The organism is Brochothrix campestris FSL F6-1037 (assembly GCF_000525915.1).
Taxonomy (GTDB): Bacteria; Bacillota; Bacilli; order Lactobacillales; family Listeriaceae; genus Brochothrix; species Brochothrix campestris.
This window is the reverse complement of sequence record NZ_AODH01000021.1, coordinates 36,778-54,585: the sequence shown is the minus strand read 5'-3', so window position 1 is coordinate 54,585 and position 17,808 is coordinate 36,778. Positions and strand designations below refer to the sequence as shown.

Sequence of the window (17,808 nt, the reverse complement as noted above, 5' to 3'; positions counted from 1 at the left end):
AAGGAGCAAGCTCCTTATCCGTTCGTTCGACTTGCATGTATTAGGCACGCCGCCAGCGTTCGTCCTGAGCCAGGATCAAACTCTCGTTAAAAAGTAACGGTGTTTAAACCGTCAAATGATCCTTAACTAGTTCGCTAGCTAAAAATTTATTACTTGTTGTCGTTACGAAATTAATTGGTTAAACTCCTAAGAGTTTAACCATATAACATCTTTTTTGTTCGTTCAGTTTTCAAAGGTCAATCGTTATCGGCTCTCGCTGACAACTACTTTAGTATAGCATGTCTATTAACTTGCGTCAACATCTTTTTTCGTTATCATTTTGTTCACATCGCTGTGTTCTTTTTGACAACTTCCTAATAATACCACGTCACCTTTCTTCGGTCAAGGTGTTTTTAAAATACTTTAACAAGCAATACGAAGATTCATCATGCCCTATACTAACCGACTTCCAGCCTAATTGCTTATAAAATCGCAATGCCGTTTCATTTTGACACACACATTTTAAACTTATTGGCTCATCAATTAGATCAATCACTGTTTGTAGTAACGCACGACCGACGCCACGACCTTTTTCTACTTGATCAACATACAGGTGATGAACAAACTTATCTGGCAAATAAACACTAATAAAACCAATAATTCGACCTCTCTTTTCGCAGACATAAATCGCTTCATCAATCGTTTGCTGATCAAATTCCATAATATGATACTCCTTTCGTTCCCAAGAAAAACATTCCTTCCTAACCTTATTAAACAACAGGCGTAATTGTAGCGCATCAGTCTTTTGCATTTCCCTAATAATCATTTATCCATCGCCTCCATCACACGTTTTTCAAAATAATCTTTTATCGCTTCTTCATTATAGAAGCGACAGGTTTTTTCATAACAAATTTGCAAACGGAGCGGCCCTTCGGTTTCATACACTTGCCAAATATCAGTCATCTTTTGATATTTTTGTAATGTCTTCACCTTTCGGATGACTTCTTTCCCTTGAAAAACAAAAGTTGTATCAGCCTTGTCTTGGGCGATTAAGTAACTGCCCCAACTCGTTGCTGACAAGCCATAACGCTCAATATCTCCACTAAAAAAACGAAAGGCTTTTTCCGCAAGCTGCGCATACTTTTCATCCCCTGTCAGCTGTGTTATCTGAACAAAGGTGATTGCTATTACAGCATTGGCATTTGGTAAGGCGGTGTCAAGCCCATCCTTCTCACGTACAACCAATCGCTCCGACTGCTCGGCTGTATAGAAGAATCCCCCTGTTTCTTTATCTTCGAAACATTCACACAGTTCTGCAGCTAACCTGATAGCAATCTCAAGGTAAGCTGTTTGATAGGTTGATTGGTGCATTTCGATACAGAGACTTATAAAATAAGCATAGTCTTCTAAATATGCTTTTTTGCCGCTCACCCCTTGATTGACGATGGCATAAAGTTCATTTTTATAACTCCTATCATATAAGGCCTTAAACTGTTGAATCGCCTGATTTATAAGCACTTCTGCCTGCAACACGCGCCCTGTTTTCGCTATCGCCTTTATCATCAATGCATTCCAACCTGTTTTTTGTTGCGTTTCAATGTAAGGAGCTGTTCGTCGACGACGGCTTTCAACCAGTTTATCACGACATTCACGCAATTCAACAGCTGTTAGATCCGTCTCCGCTTCGTTGATATAGAGAATATTTTCCCCTGCGATATCACCTTCTTGTTTAATACCGTATCGATAAGCAAACGGAACACCTCGCTCAACACCTAAAACGGCAAGCACTTCATCTAATGTCCACGTATAATAATCGCCTTCTATTTGATTACTATCTGCATCTATCGCACTTGCATATAGCATCGTTTGTTTAAAGTTCTCATCAATAAACTGAAGCATCTGTCTCGCGACCTTTTGATAACGTGGCAACCGATACTTTTCATAAGCTTCAATATAGACTTCAAGCAGCAACGCTTGATCATAGAGCATTTTTTCAAAATGAGGCATGCGGTAACGGGAATCTGAGCTATATCTAAAAAAACCATATTCAAGCTGATCATAAAGCGCGCTATTTTTCCAAGCATCTAAGGTTTGAATGACCATTCGACTCGAATAAACATCTGCATACGCTGTCTGATAAGCCATCAAAAAACGCAAAGGTGCACTTGTCGGGTATTTAGGTGCTGCCCCAAAACCACCATTTTTGACATCAAAGGCCTGTAATAATGAGCGATACATTCGCTGTAATGGCAACGGTTCTAATAGCGGCTCACTTTTACTGCTTCGCTCCAAATCTGCCACCAATTGGTGACCTATGTCGGTAATCATTACCGGTTTTTCTTCATACATCCGTTTTAAATGACGCAAGACTGACATAATATCGGGTCTGCTACCCTCACTCACCTTTGGTAAATACGTCGCGGCATAAAACGGCTGCTGTGTTGACGTTAAAAAGACATTCAACGGCCACCCGGCAGTCCCCGTTAATATTTGACACACTTTTAAATAGAGCGAATCGATGTCAGGTCTTTCTTCACGATCAACTTTAATCGCGATAAAATGCGCATTTAAATAGGCGCCCACGATTGGATCATTAAACGATTCATCACTCATGACGTGACACCAGTGGCAGGTCGAATAGCCGCTACTTAAAAATACCGGTTTTTGTTCTGACTTTGCCGCCAAAAAAGCCGCTTCGCTCCAAGGATACCAATTAACAATATCTGTTGCATGCGCTTTTAGATAGGGTGATGTTTCATTCTTCAAGTGATTATATCGTTTCATTTTCGTCATCCATCCTCTAATAATTCATCTGATTGCTTTGTTCTTTATTATACACGTTTCCGCTTTAACATCACTGTTGTCTCGCTTAATTACAATAATTATTGTAAAAAACCTTTACTATTCTGGCCTTACCTTTGATAATAGAAGATAGAACGACTAAAGGAGTTGAACTAAATGGAACTACTTTCCCACACTATGGATCTCTTATTTGATCCAACTGGTATTATTGAAGGTGAACGTTTTGAATTCTTTATTAATTTTACGGTTGATGAGGATGATGAACTGTATGAAGCAAACGGCCTTGAATTACGCGTCTTAATTGGCAAGAAAGACGAAAACATCCGTCTGATTACTTACCATATTCGTTCAATCGCTAAAGACACACAGATTGACATTGCATTAGACGAAGATGAAGAAGCAGAAATTTTAGCCTATTGTAGCGCTAAAATCACCGAACAATAAACATCTTAGATGAACCTTCCTTGTAAAAGTGAGGTTTTTTTATTACCTTGTTTAACCCTATTACACGATTTGATTGGAGGATTTCTATGCGCCACCTTTTATTACCAGCTACTTTAATTGCCACTGTCGGTCTTTTATTCAGCCCACTCACTACCAATGCATTAACAACAGAGACAGCCGTCGACGCCACAACTGCACTCGAAACATTAAAAGACGAAGACCTCTCTCTGTACGATAGTAAAACTAATGCAAATGATCATCCGGAAACAGCGGTTGCAGACGATGAGAACTCTCCCAAACTACGAAGTTTCAGCGCTAAAGTTGTTTATCCACCGGTCAACGACTATCTTTTAGCGCAGAAACTCACACCGAATGCAATTCAAAACAAACGTTTTTTATTACAACAGGTACTCGATAAAGAAAATCAAACAATGCCTTATAAAACAACCTCAAAAAAACCAAATGGCATCGTCATTCATGCGACAGCTGGTGGGCCAAATGATAAAATTGATAACGAAATTAATTACATGGTCAATAATTGGGGAAACGCCTTCGTTCATAGCTTTGTTGATTATCAAAGCATCATCGAATTGCACGATCCTGCCTATAGCGCTTGGGGAGCAGGACGCTATGCCAACGCGTTAATGGCTCATGTTGAATTAACAGAAACCAATACATATGATAAATTCGCACGAAGTGTCAATAATCAAGCGTATTATGCGGCCGCTGTCTTACGAACGTTTGACCTCAAGCCAGACAACGCTGAGTTTGATGGAATCGGTACGATTTGGTTTCACTCCACAGTTACACTTTTTTTAGGAGGAACAAATCATAGTGATCCGAGCGGTTATTTCGCTCAATTCGGCTATACCCAGAGCCAATTTTATGACCTTGTTGTTCGTCATTACAACCAAATGAGCGACGCTATTACCAGTCAAAAAAAACTGAATATTACGACATATGTTGAACAGAGTAACCAGAAAGATATTATCTGGTCCAAACCTTATAATACAGCCGGCGCTACATCAGTCGGGGCCGCGAGTAAATACAACCAACAACAAGCAACCGTAATCGCTGAAGCAACTACAACAAAAGGCACCTACTACCAATTTCAGATTGCTGGAAAAACAATTGGTTGGCTCGATAAGAAAGCCTTCAAACAGTATGACGAACTGCTTTCTCAAAAAACGGTTAATTACACCCGCTTCATTGATCAAACGAATAAGAACAATATCATTTGGTCCAAACCTAATAATATTGTCGGTGTAAAAAAAAGCGGGACAGCTTCCAGTTGGCACGACAAGGAGGTCACTATCGTTGCCGAAGCAACCACAGCCAGTGGCACATACTACCAGTTTAAAGCCAATAACAAGGTCATTGGTTGGCTTCATAAGGCAGCCTTTTTCAAACCGGATACGACGACAAAAAAAAGCGATTAGTTTGCAACGGTTTATCAAACAAACAACACGTAAAGATACCATTTGGTCACAGCCTTATCGGATAAATGGCACATCTAAGGTAGCTAGCGGTACCCTTTACGATGGACAACAAGCAGACATCATCGCTGAAGCGACCACTACCAAAGGGGCTTATTACCAATTTAAAGTAAATAACAAAACAATTGGGTGGATGGATAAACGCGCCTTCGTTGACGAAGAAAAGACCGTTGTTAAAGCCGTCAATTTGGACCGCTACATCGACCAAACAGGTCGTGTCGATAAAATATACAGTCGTCCGAACGGTCTGCTGAATGTCACAACAGTTGAAAATGCCACAACCTATCATTATCAAAAGGTAAAAGTCATTGCCGAAACCACCACTAGTAAAGGAAACTTTTATCAGTTCAGTTATAACAATAAAACAATTGGCTGGCTTGCTAAACAAGCCTTTGTTAGCGCCTCCGATATTTTGAGCCATAAAACCCTCTCGTCAGATCGCTTTATCTCATTGCCTAACAAAGACTATGCCGTTGCAACACAACCCTATAAAGCAATTGGTTATCAAAAATTAAGCGCTGGCAAAAAATATGAAGGTCAGCAAGTTCACATTATTCAACAAGCAACCACTAAAAACGGTTTGTATTACCAATTCCAAATCAATGGTAAAACAATCGGATGGATGTTCCATAAAGCTTTCGTCCCAGAAGAGAAAATAACCATTAAAACAGTGAATCTTACAAAATACATCGATCAAAGCAGTCGTGCGGATAAAATATATAGTCGTCCGAACGGTCTACTCAATGTCACAACTGTTAGAAACGCCAAAATTTATCATTACCAAAAAGTAAAAGTCATTGCCGAAACCACCACCAGTAAAGGGACATTTTATCAATTCAGCTCAAACAACAAAACAATTGGTTGGCTCGCTAAACAAGCATTTGTTACACCAAAAGTAAGCTCGGAGAAGACGGTGTCATTTGAACGCTACATTTCATTACCCGTCAGAGATTACGCCGTTGCAACACTTCCTTATAAAGAAGTCGGATACAAAAAATTAAGCGCTGGCAAACCCTATTTAAATAAAAAAGTGACTGTCATTAAACAAGCCACTACTAAAAATGGCCTCTATTATCAATTCCAACTGAATGGCAAAACGATTGGGTGGATGTATCATAAAGCTTTTGTTACGACCGAACCGCTTTCGATTAAGCCAATAAAACGCACACTGTTTATTGATCAATCAAATCGAAAGGATACAATTTATAGCCAGCCGAACGGACAGCTAAAAACACAAGTGTTAGCAAAAGCCAGCAGCTATCACCTCAAAAAAGTATCTGTTTCTGCTGAGACAACTACAAGTAATGGTACTTTTTATCAATTCACGTACAATAACAAAATAATTGGGTGGGTATTAAAACAAGCCTTTGTTGCTCCACAGGTCACTGCCGAAAAACAAGTTTCCTTCAATCGAACAGTTGTAATTAACGGGAGAGATTATGCCGTTGCAACACTCCCTTATAAAGAATATGGCTACAAAAAATTAAACTCCGGCAAAAAATACCAAGCAAAAAAAAGTCCATATCATCAAACAAGCCACTACTAAAAACGGTATCTATTATCAGTTCCAGGTAAAGGGTAAAACAATTGGTTGGATGTACTATAAAGCCTTTAAATAATTGTCAAACGCTTAAATCAGCTCAAATTCCGAGTAGATTTAAGCGTTTTTTTTATTGCCTTCACAACTACCGACAAGAACAGGACTATACTCACAGAACTGGCCTTTTTTCACAATTCGACCTTAAGTGGTATACACCGCTAGCCTCTCCACTTGTACAGACAAGCTTCGTTGTTCTTTTTTTTTGATATAAACATTCCTAAAATGGAGGTTTTCTTGCGTTTAATGCGTCGAACTAAAGTCACTTTTATAAAAAAAAACGCTTACAACCTTATTATTCCTTGCTATACTGACCCTATTACTTATTAAAAGGAGGAAATTACATGTCATTTTTAGCACCACCAACCGCCAAAAAGCGGTTACCAAAAGAAGAAATCGACCCTGTTTATCGTCGTTTACGGCTACAAGTATTCATCGGAATTTTTATCGGTTACGCCGGTTATTACTTATTACGTAAAAACTTTTCACTCGCAATTCCTGGCTTAATGGAAGAAGGATTTACTAAGGGACAATTGGGTCTAGCTTTATCTGCTGTTTCAATCGCCTATGGTATCAGTAAATTTGTGATGGGGATTGTCTCCGATCGTAGTAACGCCCGTATCTTTTTACCACTTGGTTTAGTTTTAGCTGCTATTATTAACTTATTATTAGGTTTTATCCCGTATTTCACGTCTTCAATTACGACAATGTTCGTGATGCTGTTCTTAGTCGGTTGGTTCCAAGGCATGGGTTGGCCACCTGCTGGTCGAACGCTCGTTCATTGGTTTTCATTAAATGAGCGCGGTGGCAAAACAGCAATTTGGAACGTTGCTCACAATGTCGGTGGCGGAATTATGGCTCCGATTGCAGTTGCAGGGATCAGTTTAACCTCAACGTACATAATTAGCATTAAAGCCTTTAATGGCGTCTTCATCTTCCCTGCGTTGATCGCGATTATCGTTGCGATTATTTCGTACATTTTAATGCGTGACACACCTCAATCTGAAGGATTACCTTCAATTGAAGAATATCGTAACGATTATCCCAACTCTTCTCATGAAACGCTTGAAGAAGAACTCAGCGTCAAAGAAATCTTATTCAAATACGTCCTTAGCAATAAATGGGTGTGGATGATTGCGATCGCCAACGTGTTCGTCTACTTTACACGTTATGGCGTATTAGACTGGGCGCCTGCCTATTTAAACGAAGTTAAAGGCATGGATTTAAGTAAGACAAGTTGGTCTTACTTCTTATATGAATGGGCAGGAATTCCTGGTACCTTACTTTGTGGTTGGATTTCAGACAAGTTCTTTAGAGGGCGTCGTGGGCCTGCCGGTGTTGTGTTTATGCTCGGTGTCGCGGTTGCGGTCTTAGTCTACTGGCTCAACCCTGCTGGCCATCCTTTAATCGATAACATCGCTTTGATCGCCATCGGTTTCTTAATCTATGGTCCTGTTATGCTTATCGGCTTACAAGCCCTCGATCTTGTACCGAAAAAAGCAGCTGGAACAGCGGCTGGCTTAACTGGATTATTCGGTTACCTCGGTGGGGCTGTGATGGCTAATGCGTTACTCGGTTTCGTTGTAGATGCCTATAGCTGGGATGTTGGTTTCACACTCATCTTCATCTCATGTATCTTAGCGGCAATCGTGTTTGCCTTCACTTGGAATATTCGTGGCCAAGAACAAACTAAGTAACAGTGGTTTATCTTCTTAGCGAAAAACCGCTTGACTGCTTTTTTAAAGAGACTAGTGTCAACAACCTGAACAGAATGGCCCTTGCCATTCTGTTTTTTAGGCACTTCATTTGTCGTAACCGCGATTTACAGCTATAGTAAGAGATATCTTTAAGGGGGAATTTTAATGACAACTGACTTATATTCACCGCTCTCAATTAAGGGCTTAACGTTAAAAAACCGCATCGTCATGCCACCCATGTGTATGTACTCTGCCCGCAACCAAGATGGTTACAGTACAGACTGGCATGTGATGCACTATGCCTCACGGGCCATTGGTGGTACAGGTTTAATCATTATCGAGATGACCAACATCGAGCCCGACGGTCGTATTTCAAACAACTGCCTTGGCCTTTGGGAAGACGGTCAAATCGAAGGCCTCGCAAAAATCGTCGCAGCCTGTCATACTGCGGGTGCCAAAGTCGCGATTCAAATTGCGCACGCTGGGCGAAAGGCTACCGACGCAATCACCCCGGTCTCCGCCTCAGCCATCCCGTTTGACGGCGCTTCAAAAACACCACGGGCGCTCTCAACAGCTGAAGTGTCTGACATGGTTAACAAGTATGCTGCTGCTGTTAAACGGGCAGTCAAAGCCGGTGTTGATGCGATTGAACTGCACGGCGCCCATGGCTATTTAATCCATCAATTTCAATCGGCTTTAACAAACAAACGTACCGATCGATACGGCGCCGATAAAGCCTTATTCGGTACCGAAGTCATTCAAGCTGTTAAGCAGGTGATGCCGACTGAGATGCCATTACTTTTCAGAATCTCAGCCACTGAATTTGACGCAAACGGCTACCGGTTAGCTGAGAGCTTACAACTGGCGACGGCTTACCAACAAGCTGGCGTCGATGTTTTTCATGTCAGTGCAGGTGGTGAAAGTCCCACCGGACCGTCTGCTACAATTGGAAGCGATGCGGGGTATCAACTTGGACTTGCCGCAGCTTATAAACAAGCTTTGACAACGCCTGTGATTGCCGTCGGAAAACTTAGCAATCCACAGTTGGCAAATGCAGCTATTCTCAATAACCAAGCTGATATGGTTGCTGTTGGTCGCGCTTTATTACGCGATCCTTATTGGGCATTGAATGCAGCCGACACTTTAAACAAAACGATTGAGCTACCCAAACAATATGTACGGGCGTTTCCTGCCGCAACAAAATAAAGACAACGAAAAGAGAATCGCATTGCGATTCTCTTTTCGTTGTTAATGACGTAATAATCGTAGTGAATTAAGAATTACTAAAATTGTACTTCCTTCATGGCCAATGACACCAAACGGTAAATTAATCCATTGGAGCGTATTCGATGCAATCAATAACACAATAACGCTCAATGAAAACATAATATTTTGTTTAATAATTCGACTCGCCCGCCGACTTAATTTGACAGCACTCACTAATTTAAGTAAATCATTTTTCATTAAGACAATATCCGCGGTTTCAATCGCGATATCAGATCCTTCACCCATCGCAATCCCAAGTGAGGCAGTTGCTAAGGCAGGCGCATCATTAATGCCATCACCAATCATCGCGACTGCTTCACCGGCTTGTTGTAACTGTGTAATCGCTTCGACCTTTTCCGCTGGTAGACAATTGGCGACAACCTTTTCCACCTTCGTTTCTGCCGCAATCTGTCGCGCTGTCTGTTCATTATCACCGGTAAGCATCACTGTATGAATGCCTAAATTTGTTAATTGATTGATTGCCCGATGACTTTCAGCCCTAACCGTATCGTTCACGGTTAATTCGACGATGACCTCAGTGCCTCGTTGCATATAAATAACAGTCCCCACTGTTTCAGAATCCACCTCACCTTTAATACGTCTAAAGCTTGTTAATGCCGCCTTGTTCATAAAAGCTCCTTTTCCAACAAGATAGGTCGTATCTGCCACCGTTGTTGAGATGCCTAAGCCGGGGTGATCTATGATACTATCTACTTGCGCTAGTTCAATTGCTTTTGTTTTGCAATAATCCATTACTGCCGCTGCCAGTGGGTGTGTCGTTTGAGCTTCCATCCCTGCGACTATCGCTAACGCTTCGCGCACGTTTTCAGTGGGAGCAACATAACACCTTGTCACTATTGGTTGCCCTTTTGTTAAGGTACCTGTTTTGTCGAAGGCGATTGTTGTAATACGAGCTAACCGTTCGATTTGATCGCCACCTTTAAATAGCACCCCGTGTTTCGCTCCATTAGACATCACAGCTAATAAAGCAGGCGTTATCGATGCCACTAACGCACAAGGAGAAGCAACAACTAACAATACCATCGCCCGATAAGTTGCCACTTGCCATGTCCAACCTCCTAATAAAGGCGGTAATACCATCATTAGAACTACAGCAAATAAGACAATTTTGACATACACCCCTTCAAAACGATCGATAAATTGTTCACTATTTGTTTTCTTTGACTGTGCTTCTCTCACTAAGTCGATTATTTTTTGAAAGAGACTTTGCTCAGGCAAGGTTGTCATCTCAATCGTCAGTGTGGCCTGGCGATTAAAGGTGCCTGCAAACACGCTATCACCATAGCTTTTACCAACTCCTTGTGCTTCACCACTTAGAGCCGCTTCATCTACAACGGATTTCCCTAAACGTACATTGCCATCAACTGGTATTTGTTCACCTGGCTTAACAAGTATTTTATCACCCACAACTAACTCAGTAATTTGAACACGTGTCACCGTCTTCTGTTCATCAAGTAACCATGCTTCATGCGGTTGCATCGCTAACAAGGCACTCATTGCTTGTTGGCTTTTGTTCAGTGCATACGTTTCGAGTGCGCCACTAAGCGCAAAAATAACTATCAATAAGGCACCTTCTAACCAATAGCCAATGAGTGCTGAACCTATCGCAGCTAATATCATCAACAACTCGACATTCAATTTTTTCGAAGTGATGGTCTCTAACAAGCCAGCTTTTGCCTTGGCATAGCCTCCAATCACATAAGCACTACAAAAAACAATCGGTGTCACCTGTGGCAGAGGCTTTTGTAAACAAAGGGCCAGAACAATCATTACCCCTGCTACCAACGCAGCAATCAATTCCTGATGACGACGACTTTTCTCAATTAGATTTTTAATTTTCGTTTTTTTCAATTTAATCACCCTCTCAATTGAGAATGACTACCACTCTCACATAGTTATAAAAACAACAAAAACTGATATCCTTTGGATTAGGACATCAGTTTTATGTTTTTCTACTTTATAATGATTATAACATACAAAAGAGAGATTCACTAATAAAAGTAAAAAGCCAGCATACTTAGTAGCATGCTGGCTCCAAATTGTAGTCACAGTCGAATTAAACTGCTTGTTCTGTCAAAAGTGGTCAAGCGACTTTGGCTACAAGATGATATTTCACCGAAAAGTTGCGACGATAAATAGTCGCCTTCAGTTATTTTCCAAGTTATTGGCTTCTAACCGATTGCTTTTACTGATGTTTTTCTAGTTACATCATGCCGCCCATGCCGCCCATGCCACCCATATCTGGTGCCATTGGTGGTTCTGTTGATGGTTTGTTTGCTACAACAGCTTCGGTTGTTAAGAAGAGCGCCGCCACTGAGGCTGCATTTTGTAAAGCTGAACGCGTTACCTTTGTTGGATCAACAATACCAAGCTCAATCATATTACCCCATTCACCATTGGCCGCGTTATAACCGATGCCTATCGCTTCTTTTTTCAAGCGATCGACAATGATTGCACCTTCAACACCAGCATTAATAGCGATTTGACGAACTGGTTCTTCTAACGCACGTAAAACTATGTTAATCCCTGTTTGCACATCGCCTGTTTCTTCGAGCGCAGCTACGTCGTTGTAAACGTTAACTAAGGCAGTTCCCCCACCTGAGACGATTCCTTCTTCAACTGCGGCACGGGTTGAATTTAACGCATCTTCAATTCGTAATTTACGTTCTTTTAATTCTGTTTCAGTTGCAGCCCCGACTTTAATGACTGCGACACCGCCACCTAATTTAGCTAAACGTTCTTGTAATTTTTCACGATCAAACTCAGATGTTGATGCTTCTAGTTGTGCTTTAATTTGGCCAATACGTGCCTCAATGTTATTTGATTGACCCGCACCTTCTACGATTGTTGTATTTTCTTTCGTAACGTTAACACGGGTTGCTGTTCCTAATTGATCAAGGGTTGCATCTTTTAGTTCTAAACCAAGCTCATCTGTCACCACTGATGCACCAGTAATAATCGCAATATCTTGTAACATTTCTTTACGACGATCACCAAATCCTGGTGCTTTTACAGCAACAACATTGAACGTACCACGTAATTTATTTAACACGAGTGTTGCTAAGGCTTCGCCCTCAACATCTTCGGCAATAATTAACAAGCCACGTCCTTGTTCAACCACTTGTTGTAATACGGGTAAAATATCTTGGATGTTATTGATCTTTTTATCGGTTACTAAAATATAAGGATTTTCTAATTCAGCGACCATTTTCTCTTGATCTGTAGACATGTAGGGAGAAAGGTAACCGCGGTCAAATTGCATCCCTTCAACGACATCAAGTTCAGTTTTAAAACCTTTTGATTCTTCTAATGTAATGACACCATCATTACCTACACGTGCCATCGCTTCAGCTACTAATTCGCCAATTTCTTCGCTTCCTGCTGAAACAGCTGCAACTTGTGCGATTGAATGTTTCCCTTCGATTGGTTTAGAGATACGTTTCAGTGCTTCAATTGCTGCTGCTGTCGCTTTTTCCATTCCTTCACGAATACCGACTGGATTAGCTCCAGATGTCACATTTTTTTAAACCTTCTTGAATTAATGCTTGCGCTAATACAGTCGCTGTTGTTGTCCCGTCACCGGCAACATCATTTGTTTTACTTGCGACTTCAGAAACTAACTTCGCACCCATGTTTTCAAAAGCATCTTCTAATTCAATTTCTTTTGCAATTGTCACACCATCATTTGTAATAAGTGGTGAGCCGAATGATTTTTCAAGTACGACATTACGTCCTTTTGGTCCTAATGTTACTTTCACTGCGTTTGCTAATTGATCAACACCACGTAACATTGCTGCACGTGCATCTTCACTAAATTTCAATTCTTTTGCCATGTGAGTTCCTCCTCTAATTCATTTACTATTTGTACTGCTTATTTGACAATCGCTAAAATATCTTCTTCGCGCAAGATAAGGTAGTCCTTGTTATCGTATTTTACTTCTGTACCAGAATATTGTGAAAAGACAACACGGTCGCCTTCTGCTGTTTCAAGTGCAACTTTTGTTCCGTCTGCTAATGTACGACCTGTCCCAACAGCAATAACGATACCTTCAGATGGTTTCTCTTTTGCAGAATCTGGTAGGACAATTCCACCAATTGTTTTTTGTTCCGTTGCAATAACTTCGATAACTACGCGCTCGCCTAATGGTTTTAACATAGTACAACCTCCTCAGATAATTTAATGTTAGCACTCGCATTAAGCAAGTGCTAATCACATCATTTATAATAGACAATTTTGGTCAAATTTGCAAGTCATATGAATAATTTTAGTTGCTCAAGCGACCAATTATCGCTACAATGAGACTATAACAAAATACAATAAACAAAGGGGTCTAGCGCCATGAATAAGAAGTATTGGTGGATTTTAGTACTCTACCTCATCATTCAAGTGGTGTCCACCTTCGGTATTTATTACGTCGCGCTACTCGATAACGCGACACCATTCACAAAAGAACAAGCCAACTTAATTGTCACAAATTGGTCGATTGGCACCTTTGCGGTTGGGGCATTACTCTTTCTTTGGTTGCTAAAAACAGCTCCGCGTTCATCATACATTGATCAACAAGCACCAATGCCGCTTGCAAAAAGCACGCTTTACATTATTGGTGGTGTGATTGTTGCCTTTATCGTTCAAGCGATTACTGCCTCAATTACAGCGATGATTAGAGGAACCGTTGCGCAATCAGAGAATACTGCTGACTTAATCGGGATTACCCAAACGAATCCACTCTTCATTTTAACGATTGTGATTATCGCACCTTTTTTGGAAGAAGTCGTCTTTCGAAAAGTGTTATTCGGTGGCTTAACCAACAAGCTTCCGGTCGGCGTGGCCGCATTATTCAGCTCTGTAGTGTTCGCAGCAATCCATTTCGACTTTGCCTACTTACTCGTTTACACTGGAATGGGACTCGTCTTCAGTTATTTTTATTACAAAACAAAACGACTGCTTGTCTCGTTTAGTATTCATGCTTTAATGAACGGCACTGCCTTATTAATAAGTGTCTTTCTACCTAATTAACTAAGAATGGGGTTTTATTATGCAATCTATCCGCAATCAAATTATCTTCAATTTGCTTTTCGGAGTCATCTTCACTTATTTAGCAATTCGACCAGTAACAGAAAATGGTTGGACCTTCTATCCAATTATGCTCATCTGTTTCGCTGCCATTGATTACATTCGTGCAGTCAACTTATTAATGTTTCTTCAAAAAAAACAAAAAAAGACATCAAAAAATAATAAAAAAAACGTTCAAAAGCGTGTGACGCTTTTGAACGTTTTTTTAGTCTTCCTCATTTTTCAAATCACTCTCATACGTTGTTTCATTCGCTTTGCTAACACGACGAACTCGCCCTTTAATCGGAAAATCTTGTAAGGCCGCCAACACCATTTCACCTTTACTATTTAAAATTTCAACAAAGGTCGAGACATCTAATAAACTGATAACACCAATGTCAGCTCCCGTCATACCTTCAATATTACATAAAGCCCCAACAACATCGCCCGCACGCATTTTTGTTTTCTTACCTGCATTAATATGTAATTTCATGATTTCTTCTTTAAAATCATGTCCTTTTTCTTTCTTTAATTTCATTTTTGTTTGTTGTGTTGCTTTAAAGGCCGCTTGAGCATCCAACACCTCTTCTTGGGTCGGGCGTTCAATCGCTACGAGGCGGTCGTCCATCATCGCTTGGATGGGGTTTAAGTAACGGTAATCTGATGACGAAACAAAACTAATCGCATGTCCATCATTTTCAAAACGAGCTGTACGACCAATTCGATGCACATAACTTTCAACATTTTCAGGTAAGTCAAAGTTAACAACTAAGGCAATATCAGCAATATCCAAGCCACGTGCTGCCACATCGGTTGCGACTAAATAACGGAAGTAACCATGCTTAAAGTCGTTAATTACCGCCGTACGATGACGTTGCTCCATCCCACCGTGTAATGTTTCTACTTCAATCTCTAACGCTTCGAGTGCTTCTGCAATTTCTTCAACCGCGGCACGAGTGTTACAAAAAACAATGCTACTTTCAGGATTAACAACCGTTAACACGTCTTCGAGTACAGTGATTTTTTCATCATACGGAATTTCGTAATACTGTTGTTTAATTCGTTGCGTTACTTTATTTTCTGATTTCACTTCAATTAAGAGCGGATCTTTCAAGTAACGTGTTGCTAACGTTTTAATTTCGGCTGGCATTGTCGCCGAGAACAGCGCCAATGTTGCTGTTGGTGGTACGACTTTCATTACATTTTCAATTTGTTCAATAAAGCCCATTGCTAACATTTCATCCGACTCATCAATGATAACCGTATCAATCATGCTTAAATCGATTGTTTTTTGCGTCATATGATCAATTAAGCGCCCTGGCGTTGCAACCACAACATGTGTTCGTTGTTTTAAGTTATAGGCTTGACGTTCATATGAACTGCGACCAAAAATCGCTTCAACTTTTAAACGTTTATAGCGACCAATGTTAAATATATCTTGCTGAATTTGCGATGCTAATTCACGTGTTGGTGTTAAGACAAGCACCTGTGGTTTGCGTTCTTCCCATTGTACACGTTCGCAAATCGGAATTGCAAAGGCCGCTGTTTTACCACTTCCTGTTTGTGATTTAACAATCAGATTTTTACCTTCTAATAAGGCTGGGATAACTTCGGTTTGTACCGTTGTTGGCTCATTATACCCTAATTTTTCAATCGCCCCGATAATTTCTTTACTTAACTGAAACTGTTTAAATGTACTCATTCGACTTATTCCTCCTGTATGCCTCTGACAGCATAGACGTATCCATTTTATTGTGTACAGTTAGCGTAACACAAACTTGCTAAAAGGTGTAGCTGCTTTTTAATCGGGCATAAAAAAAAGAGGAGAAACATTCTCCTCTCAGATTGTAGACAAAGTCGAATTAAACTGGTTTTACTTTGAACGTTAGTTCAAGTGACTTTGGCTACAAGATGATATGACTGAATAGCGACATTGTCATCGTCATTGGTCAAGATTGGTGCACTTACTGCTAGTAAGTCATCCCGAACAAGCAAGGAATAACACCCTAGAACAGTCTTACTCATCTGAGATTGTTACTGCTTATGCGCGTGTCGTTGTTTCAGCACATAAAATAACCCTAGTAAAGCAAACCAAATCGGCGCGACATATATCGCAATTCGTGTTTCTACATCTAAACATAAAACGGCTAATACAAAGATAAAAAAGACAATTAAAATCCATGGCATCACTTTTGAAAATGGCATCTTAAAGGTTTGTTTAGCTGCCAACACTTGATCACGACGTTGGTAAAGGATGTATGAGACGGTAATAATGGCCCATACAAAAACAAACAACACCGTTGCTAAACTTGTTACAATCGTAAACACTTGATCGGCTTGTAAAAAGTAGTTCAGCAAGACACCAAACAATAAAATTATTGCTGAAAAAATCAAACCTAAAGCCGGAACACCTTTACTGTTTAATTGTGCGAATTTTGGAGAAGCATCTCCTTGTTTCCCAAGCCCATATAACATCCGACTCGTTGAGAACAAGCCAGAATTACATGAAGACGCAGCGGCTGAAATAACGACGAAATTAATAATTGTGGCTGCGGCTGGAATACCGACAAAGGCAAATAGCGTTACAAACGGGCTATCTACCGCCGAAATTTTGTTCCAAGGCGTCACTGACATAATCACAATCAGCGTTCCGATATAAAACAGCAATATCCGAATTGGAATCGCATTGATTGCCTTTGGCAATGTTTTTTCGGGATCCTTCGTTTCACCTGCAGTAACACCGATTAATTCCACACCAACAAACGAGAACACCGCCATTTGGAAGGCTAGAATAAAGCCTTTAGCCCCATTGGGGAAGAAACCGCCATGGCTCCATATATGTGTGAGCGAAACGTGACCACTCGGTGTTTTTGTTCCCATGATTATCATCACCGCACCAATCACAATTAAGACGACAATTGTCGTTACTTTAATGACTGCAAACCAAAATTCAAACTCACCAAAGGCTTTCACTGTTAATAAGTTAATCATTAATAATAAGAGTGCACAGGCTAAAGCTGAAAGCCATTGGGGAATACTTGGCCACCAATAACCAATGTACTTAGCAACAGCTGTAATTTCAGCCATACCTGTTACAACCCAACAGAACCAATACGTCCAACCGGTAAAAAAGCCCGCCCAATTACCTAAGTAGGCACGCGCAATATCTGCAAATGAATTGAAGTCTGTGTTTGATAATAGCAATTCTCCTAAGGCACGCATTAAGAAAAACAACAAACAACCAATGATCGCATACACGAGTAAAATCGAAGGACCTGCTAAACTAATACTCCGACCGGCACCTAAGAACAAACCTGTCCCGATTGCGCCACCAATGGCAATCAGCATAATATGTCTTCCTGTTAATGAGCGTTGCAATGTTTCTTTTGACATAATATCCCTCTTCCTTTCTTCTATCATACGCTTTTTTTATTAATATAACATTTTATTTTT

General features: G+C 40.5%; 14 protein-coding genes, 1 rRNA gene and 1 pseudogene. 8 read left to right on the top strand and 8 right to left on the bottom strand.

What is annotated here, in order from left to right:
* The 3 genes from BCAMP_RS05345 to BCAMP_RS05335 all read right to left on the bottom strand — a co-directional run.
* Positions 1-91: ribosomal RNA gene (locus BCAMP_RS05345) — 16S ribosomal RNA — on the bottom strand; the annotation flags it as partial.
* 276 nt (positions 92-367) lie between these two features.
* Positions 368-805: a GNAT family N-acetyltransferase gene (locus BCAMP_RS05340; protein WP_035314269.1), complete on the bottom strand. Its 438-nt coding sequence runs from the start codon at positions 803-805 to the stop codon at positions 368-370.
* Positions 802-2,763, bottom strand: coding sequence for a thioredoxin domain-containing protein (locus BCAMP_RS05335; RefSeq protein WP_198015717.1), 1,962 nt, complete (start codon positions 2,761-2,763; stop codon positions 802-804). Before BCAMP_RS05335 ends, BCAMP_RS05340 begins: the two co-directional genes overlap by 4 nt.
* A 174-nt stretch (positions 2,764-2,937) precedes the next feature.
* On the opposite strand from BCAMP_RS05335, the gene BCAMP_RS05330 reads away from it, so the two are divergent.
* The 6 genes from BCAMP_RS05330 (at position 2,938) to BCAMP_RS05310 (ending at position 9,221) form a co-directional block, all read left to right on the top strand.
* Positions 2,938-3,225, top strand: a complete 288-nt coding sequence (locus BCAMP_RS05330) for a DUF6509 family protein (protein WP_035314268.1) — start codon at positions 2,938-2,940, stop codon at positions 3,223-3,225.
* 86 nt (positions 3,226-3,311) lie between these two features.
* On the top strand, positions 3,312-4,664 hold the full coding sequence (locus BCAMP_RS12535; protein ID WP_051456904.1) for a GW domain-containing glycosaminoglycan-binding protein: 1,353 nt from the start codon (positions 3,312-3,314) through the stop codon (positions 4,662-4,664).
* Complete coding sequence (locus BCAMP_RS14295) at positions 4,564-6,267, top strand: GW dipeptide domain-containing protein (protein ID WP_232217924.1); 1,704 nt, start codon at positions 4,564-4,566, stop codon at positions 6,265-6,267. Before BCAMP_RS12535 ends, BCAMP_RS14295 begins: the two co-directional genes overlap by 101 nt.
* A complete protein-coding gene (locus tag BCAMP_RS15020; protein ID WP_084038586.1) occupies positions 6,245-6,340 on the top strand; it encodes a GW dipeptide domain-containing protein in 96 nt (31 codons plus the stop codon). Before BCAMP_RS14295 ends, BCAMP_RS15020 begins: the two co-directional genes overlap by 23 nt.
* Positions 6,341-6,662: 322 nt before the next feature.
* Positions 6,663-8,015 carry a glycerol-3-phosphate transporter gene (glpT, locus tag BCAMP_RS05315; RefSeq protein ID WP_035314266.1) on the top strand — a complete coding sequence of 451 codons (1,353 nt, stop codon included), beginning with the start codon at positions 6,663-6,665 and terminating at the stop codon, positions 8,013-8,015.
* Between the two features lie 165 nt (positions 8,016-8,180).
* The gene (locus BCAMP_RS05310) at positions 8,181-9,221 is read left to right on the top strand and encodes an oxidoreductase (RefSeq protein WP_035314265.1); all 1,041 of its coding nucleotides are present in this window, start codon (positions 8,181-8,183) and stop codon (positions 9,219-9,221) included.
* Positions 9,222-9,263: 42 nt separating this feature from the next.
* Here the strand turns inward: BCAMP_RS05310 and BCAMP_RS05305 are convergent, their stop codons facing one another.
* The 3 genes and pseudogenes from BCAMP_RS05305 to groES form a co-directional block, all read right to left on the bottom strand.
* Positions 9,264-11,153, bottom strand: a complete 1,890-nt coding sequence (locus BCAMP_RS05305; RefSeq protein ID WP_232217922.1) for a heavy metal translocating P-type ATPase — start codon at positions 11,151-11,153, stop codon at positions 9,264-9,266.
* Between the two features lie 352 nt (positions 11,154-11,505).
* Positions 11,506-13,135: pseudogene (gene groL, locus BCAMP_RS05300) on the bottom strand (chaperonin GroEL).
* A 38-nt stretch (positions 13,136-13,173) separates the two neighbouring features.
* On the bottom strand, positions 13,174-13,458 hold the full coding sequence (groES, locus tag BCAMP_RS05295; protein ID WP_035314264.1) for a co-chaperone GroES: 285 nt from the start codon (positions 13,456-13,458) through the stop codon (positions 13,174-13,176).
* A 183-nt stretch (positions 13,459-13,641) separates the two neighbouring features.
* Here groES and BCAMP_RS05290 point away from each other — a divergent pair, with 183 nt between their 5' ends.
* Both BCAMP_RS05290 and BCAMP_RS15015 read left to right on the top strand, forming a co-directional pair.
* Positions 13,642-14,319 (top strand): CPBP family intramembrane glutamic endopeptidase, encoded by a 678-nt coding sequence (locus BCAMP_RS05290; RefSeq protein ID WP_051456902.1) that lies wholly within the window; start codon positions 13,642-13,644, stop codon positions 14,317-14,319.
* A 19-nt stretch (positions 14,320-14,338) separates the two neighbouring features.
* Positions 14,339-14,674 carry a DUF4305 domain-containing protein gene (locus BCAMP_RS15015; protein ID WP_084038578.1) on the top strand — a complete coding sequence of 112 codons (336 nt, stop codon included), beginning with the start codon at positions 14,339-14,341 and terminating at the stop codon, positions 14,672-14,674.
* Here BCAMP_RS15015 and BCAMP_RS05285 read toward each other — a convergent pair.
* Both BCAMP_RS05285 and BCAMP_RS05280 read right to left on the bottom strand, forming a co-directional pair.
* Positions 14,582-16,057, bottom strand: a complete 1,476-nt coding sequence (locus tag BCAMP_RS05285; RefSeq protein ID WP_035314263.1) for a DEAD/DEAH box helicase — start codon at positions 16,055-16,057, stop codon at positions 14,582-14,584. The genes BCAMP_RS15015 and BCAMP_RS05285 overlap by 93 nt on opposite strands.
* A 332-nt stretch (positions 16,058-16,389) precedes the next feature.
* Complete coding sequence (locus BCAMP_RS05280) at positions 16,390-17,748, bottom strand: amino acid permease (protein WP_035314262.1); 1,359 nt, start codon at positions 17,746-17,748, stop codon at positions 16,390-16,392.
* Positions 17,749-17,808 lie beyond the last annotated feature (60 nt).